Source organism: Campylobacter sp. RM12640 (assembly GCF_020137595.1).
Lineage (GTDB): Bacteria > Campylobacterota > Campylobacteria > Campylobacterales > Campylobacteraceae > Campylobacter_E.
In genome coordinates this window covers 1-9,819 of record NZ_JACGAU010000039.1, presented here as the reverse complement: position 1 = coordinate 9,819, position 9,819 = coordinate 1, and the positions used below count along the sequence as shown (strand labels likewise).

The 9,819-nt window shown below is 24.3% G+C and carries 9 protein-coding genes; 1 reads left to right on the top strand and 8 read right to left on the bottom strand.

The window, feature by feature from the left end:
- On the top strand, nt 1-1,760 hold a 1,760-nt coding region (locus AVBRAN12640_RS09605; RefSeq protein ID WP_336609098.1), incomplete at its 5' end, for a CDP-glycerol glycerophosphotransferase family protein.
- Here the strand turns inward: AVBRAN12640_RS09605 and AVBRAN12640_RS09600 are convergent.
- The 8 genes from AVBRAN12640_RS09600 to AVBRAN12640_RS09565 form a co-directional block, all read right to left on the bottom strand.
- The gene (locus AVBRAN12640_RS09600) at nt 1,747-3,477 is read right to left on the bottom strand and encodes a hypothetical protein (protein WP_336609099.1); all 1,731 of its coding nucleotides are present in this window, start codon (nt 3,475-3,477) and stop codon (nt 1,747-1,749) included. The genes AVBRAN12640_RS09605 and AVBRAN12640_RS09600 overlap by 14 nt on opposite strands.
- A complete protein-coding gene (locus AVBRAN12640_RS09595; RefSeq protein WP_336609100.1) occupies nt 3,474-4,214 on the bottom strand; it encodes a glycosyltransferase family 2 protein in 741 nt (246 codons plus the stop codon). The genes AVBRAN12640_RS09600 and AVBRAN12640_RS09595 overlap by 4 nt, the downstream gene beginning before the upstream one ends.
- On the bottom strand, nt 4,208-4,540 hold the full coding sequence (locus AVBRAN12640_RS09590; protein ID WP_336609101.1) for a hypothetical protein: 333 nt from the start codon (nt 4,538-4,540) through the stop codon (nt 4,208-4,210). The genes AVBRAN12640_RS09595 and AVBRAN12640_RS09590 overlap by 7 nt, the downstream gene beginning before the upstream one ends.
- On the bottom strand, nt 4,522-5,247 hold the full coding sequence (locus AVBRAN12640_RS09585; protein WP_336609102.1) for a sugar phosphate nucleotidyltransferase: 726 nt from the start codon (nt 5,245-5,247) through the stop codon (nt 4,522-4,524). Before AVBRAN12640_RS09585 ends, AVBRAN12640_RS09590 begins: the two co-directional genes overlap by 19 nt.
- Nucleotides 5,244-5,876 carry an HAD family hydrolase gene (locus tag AVBRAN12640_RS09580; protein WP_336609103.1) on the bottom strand — a complete coding sequence of 211 codons (633 nt, stop codon included), beginning with the start codon at nt 5,874-5,876 and terminating at the stop codon, nt 5,244-5,246. The genes AVBRAN12640_RS09585 and AVBRAN12640_RS09580 overlap by 4 nt, the downstream gene beginning before the upstream one ends.
- Nucleotides 5,869-6,531 carry a hypothetical protein gene (locus AVBRAN12640_RS09575; protein WP_336609104.1) on the bottom strand — a complete coding sequence of 221 codons (663 nt, stop codon included), beginning with the start codon at nt 6,529-6,531 and terminating at the stop codon, nt 5,869-5,871. Before AVBRAN12640_RS09575 ends, AVBRAN12640_RS09580 begins: the two co-directional genes overlap by 8 nt.
- A complete protein-coding gene (locus tag AVBRAN12640_RS09570) occupies nt 6,528-8,015 on the bottom strand; it encodes a hypothetical protein (RefSeq protein WP_336609105.1) in 1,488 nt (495 codons plus the stop codon). Before AVBRAN12640_RS09570 ends, AVBRAN12640_RS09575 begins: the two co-directional genes overlap by 4 nt.
- Nucleotides 8,016-8,032: 17 nt before the next feature.
- A partial coding sequence (locus AVBRAN12640_RS09565) for a CDP-glycerol glycerophosphotransferase family protein (RefSeq protein ID WP_336609106.1) occupies nt 8,033-9,819 on the bottom strand: 1,787 nt, incomplete at its 5' end.

The following is a 9,819-nucleotide window of genomic DNA, read 5'->3' as shown; positions in this document are numbered from 1 at the left end:
AAACTGCTAGATATTTTTATAGAAAAAGAGTTGATGGTAATTCTACGCTTGATAAAAAATTAAAAGATAAAAGATATTTTTTAGATGTTTCATCTCGTGGATACTTAGCTTTACTTGAATATACACAAAATGAGTTAGGGTATATCCCTAATTTTATACAGCAAACTATTATTTATGATGTTTGTTGGATGGTAAAAGATATTGTATTAAAGCCTTTAAAAGTAATTAAATTAAAAGAATATAATGAATTTATGAGCACTTTTAAGAAGATTTTTTCTTTCATTGATGAAAATAGTTTAAATAATTCTATTTTAAGTGGGTTTTTAAAAATAGGTATTTTAAATAAATTTAAAGATTTACAAAGTGACACTTGTGAATGTGAGCTAGAAAAATACACCAATGAGTACTTGATTTTAAGTTATTACTATATAAAAGATAGCGATAATTTTAAAGTTTTTATTAATAATCAAGAATGCAAAGTTGATTTTGTAAAGATTAAACAAATTAATTTTTTTAAAGATGCATTTGTTTATAAAAAAATAATTTATATTAAAAATGATTTTAAAATCAAAAATATTGAAGTTTTTTTAAATGGTAAAAAACTTAAAATAAAAGATAAGAGTTTTTATAAAATCAAACAGCTGTTTTATAAAAGATTTATTTCTACAAATATTACAAATGAAGGTTTTGAATTTTATAAATTTTTAAATGGTGATACAACCTTAAATATCAATGAAAATATTTATAAAAGTATTAAAGAAAGATTGTTTTGCAAAGATAATGAATTATGGCTTTTTGCTGATAGAAAATATAAAGCAAATGATAATGCAGAGTATTTTTATGAGTATGTCAAAAACAATCATCCTAAGCAAAAAATCGCTTTTGTTATAGATAAAAAATCAAATGATTTTAAAAGACTTAAAAATAAAGGTTTTAATGTAGTTTCAAGTTCTGGATTTTGCTTTAAATTAACACTTTTCAGAGCTAAAAAAATCATAAGCTCTCATACTGATACTTACTTACTAAAAGGGCTTGGAAAACATACTTTATTTAATAAAGATTATATATTTTTACAACACGGAGTAACTAAGGATAATATATCAAATTGGCTTAATTCTAAAGATATTTCGCTAATAATTACAAGCACAACTGATGAATATAATTCTATTGTTAGTGATTATTCTGATTATAAGCTAAGTTCAAAAGAAGTTGTACTTACAGGAATGCCTAGGTTTGAAAAGCTTATTGAAAAAAGTAGGGTGATAAATCAAGAAAAAATGATTTTGATATTTCCTACATGGAGAGAGTATCTTGCAAGTGAGATTGATAAAAAAACATATAAAAGAAAGAAAAATGATAATTTTTATAATAGTTTATATTATAAAAACTATAAAGAACTTTTAGTTAGTAAAGAATTAGAATATATGTATAAAAATAGTGGATATAAAGTAGTTTTTATACCACACTTTGCAATGCTTGAGTATTTAGATGATTTTAAATTATCTTCTTACATAGAAGTTATAAATATGCAAGATATTGATATACAAGAATATTTGTGCAAAGCCAGTGTTTTAATCACGGATTATTCATCAATCGCTTTTGATTTTGCATTACTTAAAAAGAAAATTATATATTTTCAATTTGACGAAGAAGAGCAGTATAACCATATTTATAATAAAGGCTATTTCGATTATTATAAGCATGGTTTTGGAAAAGTTTGTATAGATTTGGTAAATTTATATTATGTTAAAAATAATTAAAATTTACGCTTGTAAAGGCAAATACTAATTTTAATATTGTTTCGTTTTCTATATTATAATAATTTTTTAATAAATTTCTTAGCTCTTCATTAGTGTATTTATAGGAGTTAATTTCAAAATAAATTTCTATTCTATCTCCTTTTTTACATTGTAGTTTTATATATTTTTGTTTATCATGCCAAGTAGAAAAATTACCATAGCTTATATTGTTGATTATGACATTTGTATAGTTTGTCCAAAATGGTAATGTTTTTTTATTTTTATCTCTTTTACAGATACCACAAAAATTTAGTGTAATTTCTGTATCCAACTGTGAAACAAAACTAATATGAATTTTTTTTTCTGCAGTGTTTGTATTGACAATACAAACTCCGTATCCATTATCAAAACGATACCAGCTAGGGTAATCTAATAATAATTTTGAATTACATTTAATATCAAATGGCTCAAAATTATTTATCATATGTATATCAAGACGAAAAGTTTGTAAATCCTTAAGAATTGTTTCTACAGTTGCTATACTTTCATTTTTTATGTTATATTCTTTTTGTAATACATTTTGATTATATTCTTCTAATACTGTTTTTGCAAAAACAGTATCTGGTAAAATGATATTTAGATTATTTTTTAAATTTATATTTTCATTATATTTTTCTTTAATATCGTCATTATTAAATTCAATAAGCTTATTAGATACCAAAATACCTATTAAATTAACAAATTCGTGTTTTTTAGCGTTTTGTGTGCAATGGTTTGCATAATTTGCTTTTTCATTTATTTTTTCTTGTTTTTCAAAACATATATAACTACTTTTATCTATTTTAAAACTAGTTAATATACTAGAAAAATAATTGAGAAAAAAAGAAGTTAATATCAATTTTTTTTCTTGGTTTTCTATTTTAATTAGAGACATATTTGTTATAGATTTTGTCCAATTATCTATTTTATCATCATAATTCCAAGAATGAAAACCTAAGAGATATTTATTTGTAAACGGGCTAATATTAAAATTTAAAGTATTATCAGAAAGCACTATAGCATTTTCATTATACATAGAATTTTTGATATTTGTTTTTGTTATTATATTGGTATATTTTTCACAAGCAATATATTCTAGACCAAAATCTTCTATTGTTTTGTTAAATTTTTGAGATTTTATATTTACATAATTATTGATTATATTTTTGCCTATTTCATACATTATTGAAAGCAATGGATGTATTGGATCGGGTTTTTTTAGAAAATTTAATAGATTTTGCTCGGTAAAATATCCGTGCATATCAATAGCGTTTATGTTGTAATAATTAGAATAATATTTGTGAATATTATATACATATTGATGATTTCTATTGTTTTCATTAAATAATGAATATGCTATAAATAAAACTACCACCTTAGTTTTGAGCTTAGCAAGTTCGTTATATAAGTAATGAATATTTCTTTCAACAATTTTAATGTCTGCATCTTTATGCATAATTTCATTATCCAGATCGTTAAAAAATGAATCAACAATTAATAAATCACAGGCATTAATTTGTTCTTTATGACGTAATACTTCATAAATTCTATGAATACTGCTAGTTCCACCAAGCGAATAATTGATAAATTCATTTGATATATCAATATTTTCATTAAGTTTTTTTAAAGCATCGCTAATCCCTGTTTGCAATCCCCCTAATTTTATAGAATTACTTCCTCCTATAAGACATACTTTCATATATTTTCCTTATTTAAGTATTTGTATAAATAATAATTTAAATCTTCAGGAGTTCCAATGCCGTGCATTTGTTCTTTGTTTATTTTAAAAATACCGATTCTTTTGCCTTCTTGGATTAGATAATTATAAGTTGGTGCTGTATAAAATTCGTTATTTACTCTATCATTTGCATTTATCATATTTATAGTAGCAGTTTTAAAATATTTGCTTTTTTTAAAATAATAAATCCCAACACTTGCATGTGTGCTAATTGGCTCTTTTTCACGAACCTTTAAGACTAATCCATTTTCTATTTCTACAAACGACCATTTTGGATTTTTCTCTAAATCTTCAAATGTTAAAATTGAACCATCAAGATTGCGTTTATTAGCATCATTAATAAAACTAGCAAGATCAAAATCAACAATTTGATCAGAGTTGGCAATTAATAGCTCATCGTTGTCTTTCAATAAATCAGCAGCCTCTAAAACTGTGCAAGCAGTACCTTCGGTAAGCCCATCGACTAACACAAATTTGACATTAAAATCTTTTTTGATTTTTTCTAATGTGTTTTTAAATTTATCTGCGTGTTTTTTTTGTAAAATAACAATATATTTTGCTTTAGAAATTGCTAGATTTTTAATAACCCTAACAATCATTTCTTCGCCAGCTACATCAATAAATGGTTTTGGGTTTTCATATCCAACTTTACTAAATCTTGAACCAAGTCCTGCAGCAGGTATTACTATATTTAACATTTTGCTTCTCCTAAATATTTATCATTATTAGCGCCTGGAAGTTTTACAACAACAGTGCAAGTATCGCTTAATGCATAAAAATCATTTGCATTATTTGGTGAAATAACTATAATTTCACCAGCTTTATAAATCTCATCATTCATTTTTACTTCTCCGTTTACAATAGCAGTAATTTCAGTGGCAATTTTATGATAATGCTTTTGCTCGTAATCACCTTTTTTGTAGTATTTAATACCAACTTCTACATCATTAGTTTTAAATAAACTTGGTTCAAAATTTCCAACAAACCATCCGCGAATAAAATCTTTTAGCTCATACTTTTGCATTTTTTTTGCCTTTTAAATTCTTCTATTTTTTCAATGCTATAAAATGTGAAATATTCATTTTTTTTTAATGTGTGGTTTTTAATTTTTTTATTCATCAAAACAAGTTCATTGAGTGCAAGTGAGACGAAAAATTGATTGTTATGCGATGCATCTTTTTTAATCATTTCAAAAGAAGCCTTGCAAAAATCACGAAAATATTTAAAATAATAAAATCCAGCAATTGCATTTTTGCTAAGTGGGATTTTTTCACTAGTACAAACAACTAATTCATCTTCTATTTTTGCATAAGAATATCTTGGGTGAATGTTGAGAAAGGTTATAATTCCAGCATCGAAATTTCTAAATTCTTTAATAATTTCATTTAAATTAGCGTTAATTATTTGGTCATAATTTACAATTATTACTTCTTCATCTTCATCAATTTCATCAATTGCCATAAGACAAGAACATGCCATTCCGCTAGTTCTTCCATTTAGTTTAATAATTTTTGCACTTGGTAGCATTATACTAATTGCATTGCTTAAATATATTTTTGCATCATCACTCGAATCTATAATAAAAATAAATCTAGCATCATTTATTGTGCTTATATTTTTTACACATTTATAAAGCATTGTTTCATTATCAATTTCAAAAAAAGGTTTAGCGTAATTTGTGTTCGAGTAATTTAAATCAACGTTTGCAAGTGGAATTAAAATATTAATCATTTGCTTTTCCTTTTTTCAAAAAGATTTATGTGTTTTTTTATATTTTCATAATTTACATCACTTGGAGTGTCTATAATCATCACATTAGCTCCACTTGCTTTAGCTGCTTTTATTCCATTTTCATTATCTTCGCAAATCATGCATTCGTGCGGTTTTAAGTTTAATTTTTGCATTGCTAATAAATACATTTGTGGGTCTGGCTTGGCTTTTGTTACGTCTTCATTGCTAATTTTAAAATCTAAATAGTTCTCAAGTGCAGCTTTTTGCATCATCACATCTACGGTATTTTTTATAGAATTTGAACAAACTGCCATCTTGTAGCCTTCATTTTTTAGCTTGCTAAGTGCGTATTCATGAATAAAATTTGGCTTGCAAGATGAATGCACTATTTGCATAGTATAAATTTGTTTCAAATCATTTAAAAAATCAAAAAGTTTTGGGCTAAGTCCTTTTGTTAGATTTAGCATTTGAAGTTTCTTTTTGGTCGGCAAACCATCATAAGTACTTAAATGTTCGTATAAATTTATATTTATTCCAAAGTGTGCTAAAGCCTTATTAAGTGCTTCATAATGCCACTCTTTTGCATCTATAAGCACTCCATCCATATCAAAAAAAATTGCTTTAATCATTATTGCCTCCATTGAAAAATTCTTGTGCTCTTTGCGGATAATCTGTACATAAAAATAAGTTATTTGGTTTGTTTAGTGCAAGGTCAATTTTTTTGTATTCTTCCCAGAATTCTGGCTCTTTATGTGTGTGAAGTTCGCTTGATACTATACAAACTGATTTACCATTACCAAGGTGATTTTTAATCAAATCATGATTAATAAAATGAGTGTGAAATTCATCAAGCCAAACGCCTTTTGCTTTATCATAAAAGCTTGGAATTTTTTCATATTCGCTTTGTCTTGTGAATACATTTAAACCCAAATTAATATAGCTTAATGCATCAGGTACACTCATATCAAATACAAAATAATTATCTATTTGATATTTTTCTAAAAGATTTTTAAGTGAATTTGCTAAGCCATCAGATTTGATATTTAGGGCTAAAATTTGATTTGTATTCTCTAAAATACTTTCCAATAAAATAGAATTGATTTGTGGAACATCATGTGAAATTACTAAATCAAAATAATCATTTTGAGTGGTGATATTTAGTTTTGCTAGGTCTCTTATATCTGTCTCTACACCAAAATTATTTTTAAATGCCGATAAAATAGCATTTAATGAATTTTTTTCACTTTCTACTTTCCAAATACCTCTATGAGCAATTATCTTCACTGTAGTTCCCTCCAAATATCAAAATCATGATATAATTTATAATCAATAGGAATAAGTTGAATGTTTTTATCAAAGTTAATTGGGGTTTCAAAATATTCATTAATAGTGTGGCAGCTATGAAAAAATATTAGGTCGCCTTCATTAACATATCTAGGATCTGCTACTGGCATTCTTTTAAATATATTGGATGCCGTAAAGATGCAATTATCATCAAGTACTATTTTCAAATTATTTTTATATAAATTGAAATATTTATCAATATTTAATTCATTCTTAAACATTAAATCAGTTCTTGTAAATAATATACAATCGTATATAAAGTTGTTTTTTATCGAATATGATTTTACCATTTCAACTAGCTTTTTTCTAGACATAGTCTGCCCGTGTATACCTTCTGGTAGGCAATCAATTTGTATTGATATTGGATTATAAAATTTTTCTAATTGTACAATAACATTTTCATTAACACTTATATTGTTTAGCTCTTTTAAATAACCCCTACCTTGATGCCAAGAGTTAGAATCTGAATTTAATTTATCCCAAGTATGTATAAAAATATCTACATTATATCCATTTTTCTTACTAGGTTCTAAAATATATTTATTAAAACTTTGATAAGTTTGCACATAAGTTCTTAAGTGGCCAAAAAAGCAAATAGCTAGTCTCTTTTTATTGGAAATTTTTTTCATTATTTCATATATAGCAATAGTATTAATATCTAAATGTTTTTTTAAAAAAAGTAATTCTTCAATAGAATAGCTGTGTGCCCTAGCTTTTACATTAATCGATATTGGAGTATTTTTTATTACACTAATTTGTAGTTCAAATGGTTTTTCATGACTTATAGGTGTTAATTTAGTTATTTTTTCTTCTTCATCTATTTTAATGGAATAAAAATCACTAATAGTATTAAAATTATTAATTTGTATAGGATTTAATTTTATTTTAACAACACAATCACCATTTGTTGAAAAAATAATATTTACATTGTTCTTAAAAGAGATATTTGATTTTAAATCATTTTGATTGTTAAAAGTGAAACTATTTTGATTTAAAATATCGTTATCATGTTTTAAACTATTAATGTTAAGTTTTACGTTAGAGGAAGTTAATAAAGTAATTTGGTTTTGGTTGTTTCTTAATAAGTCTATTATACTTTCAACCCTAATATCCTTAAATACTTCTATTGATTTTAGACTCGTAATTTGTGTTTGGTCAAAATAGATTTCAATATATCTTGCTTTAAAATTATTTGCTAAGTTGATATATAGACTATAACCATCATCACAATATGAATATAAATAATTTGGAATTATATCCCAGTTTTTATTGTCTATTGAAAATTTTAGTATTACATTTTTAGAATCATCAAAATCATAATTATATATAGTTTTTATTATAATATGATGTATAATATAATCTTTTTTTAAATCAATAACCTGTTTGTTATTCTTTATTGTAAAATTACCACAGCTTTTAAACATTTAAATCCTTCATTTGGTTATAAATTATTTATAATTTCTTTATAAATTCTTTCGCAATTTTTACCATCTCTTATAGTAAAAGTATTATTAATTCGTTTTTGATATTTCTCTTCTATTAGACAGTTATTTTTAAGTAATTTTTCAATAGAATTAAATAATTCCTCTTTATTATTGACCACTTCGCCAAAACCATCATATTCATATTTAAAATATCCTTCTGTGCCAATGTGATTATTGAAAAATTCTTCTTTATCAAATTGATAATAAATAACAGGCTTGTTTAAATATGCAAAATCAAATGCTATTGAAGAGTAATCGGTTACCATAACACTAGCTTTACAAATAAGTTCTTGGTAATTAATATTTTCTAATTTAATAATTTTTACAAAATTAGGTATGTTAAAATCATCAATATAAGGAATGATATTGAAATGTGGAATAAAATAGATTTCGTAATTAAAATTATTACAAAGCTTTTCAAGTTCTTTTGAATTTAAAAAATCATTATATGCTTTAAAATAAAGGCTATTTTTAAATTTTGGATTATAATTTCTTAGACCTGTTGCAGATGTTTTAACATCTCCCATAATGTATTTTCTCCATGTGGGAGTTAATAAAATTATTTTTTCTTTTTCCAGCTCCTTTGAAAGCTTGATTAGATTATCGTATCTAGCAAATCCTGTTAGTTTTACTTCTTTATTACTAAATTTAAATTCTGTATTTGATATGTAATTAAATTCAGGGATTGTAGAAGTTGTAAATAGATCAATTTGCTTTGAGTTGAGCCAATTAGATATGTTGTTTTGGGTTACTCCATGTTGTAAAAATACAAATTTTTTATATTTTAAACTATTTTTACCTAACATATTACTTATATATGGATCTATGTGAGAGCTAATGATAATACTTGCTTTTGAATATATAAATTTACAGTATAAGCTATTGAAATCTATTAAATTAAAGCCATCTTTTTTTAATCTATCCCAGTCACAAGAAGTTTTTGATAGTGCAAAATAAATTCTTTGTTCGTGATGATGGCTTTGAACATATCTATAAAAATGCTCAGCATTGTCATCGGCCTTTGTGTCTCTATCTATAAAAAACCAAATATTGCTTTCAATATTTAAGTTTTTAAAATATTTTTCTTGTTCTGTATAAATATCATTATAAGATAGTATATTAGATTTTTTACCATTAAAATTGATTTTGCATCTATCGTTGTTTATATAAATTTCAATATCTTTAAAATTTTCAAGTGATATCCAAAACCATTTTTCTATTATAAAGGTTTTATTGAAAAATTTATATTCTTTTGTTCTTATATTTTTTAAATTATTTTTTTCTTTAATATATATTACATCATCGGTATTTTTGCAAAAAACCCTAAATTGTATTTCCTCGTTTATATAGTCTACTTTTTCTACATATGCAAAGTGTATATATGGTGTAGTATCTTTAAAACAATTAATAATTCCAATTTGATGAAAGAACCAAGCTCCACCAATTCCGTAAAAATTCATAATTACATCATTGCTTATATATTTAAAGTTCTCTTTTAATTGTTTTATAAATATTTCTTTTTCTTGTTTTGTTAATATATGATTTGCTCTATTATCAAGAACAGTAATAATCATCCAATATAGATGATATAACGATACATATTCTATAAATTTAACATTTTTATGTTTCATCAATAAAGATAAAGTTCCACTAACTATGGTTGTTAAATAGTAATCTTTATTTAAACTATTATTCATTGTAGAATTACCATCAACTCTTTTTCTATAAAAATATCTAGCATTTT

Bases quoted from the DNA above. Each gene is read 5' to 3' on its own strand.
- AVBRAN12640_RS09600 (WP_336609099.1), bottom strand. From the start codon at position 3,477: ATGAAAGTATGTCTTATAGGAGGAAGTAATTCTATAAAATTAGGGGGA.
- AVBRAN12640_RS09595 (WP_336609100.1), bottom strand. From the start codon at position 4,214: ATGTTAAATATAGTAATACCTGCTGCAGGACTTGGTTCAAGATTTAGT.
- AVBRAN12640_RS09590 (WP_336609101.1), bottom strand. From the start codon at position 4,540: ATGCAAAAGTATGAGCTAAAAGATTTTATTCGCGGATGGTTTGTTGGA.
- AVBRAN12640_RS09585 (WP_336609102.1), bottom strand. From the start codon at position 5,247: ATGATTAATATTTTAATTCCACTTGCAAACGTTGATTTAAATTACTCG.
- AVBRAN12640_RS09580 (WP_336609103.1), bottom strand. From the start codon at position 5,876: ATGATTAAAGCAATTTTTTTTGATATGGATGGAGTGCTTATAGATGCA.
- AVBRAN12640_RS09570 (WP_336609105.1), bottom strand. From the start codon at position 8,015: ATGTTTAAAAGCTGTGGTAATTTTACAATAAAGAATAACAAACAGGTT.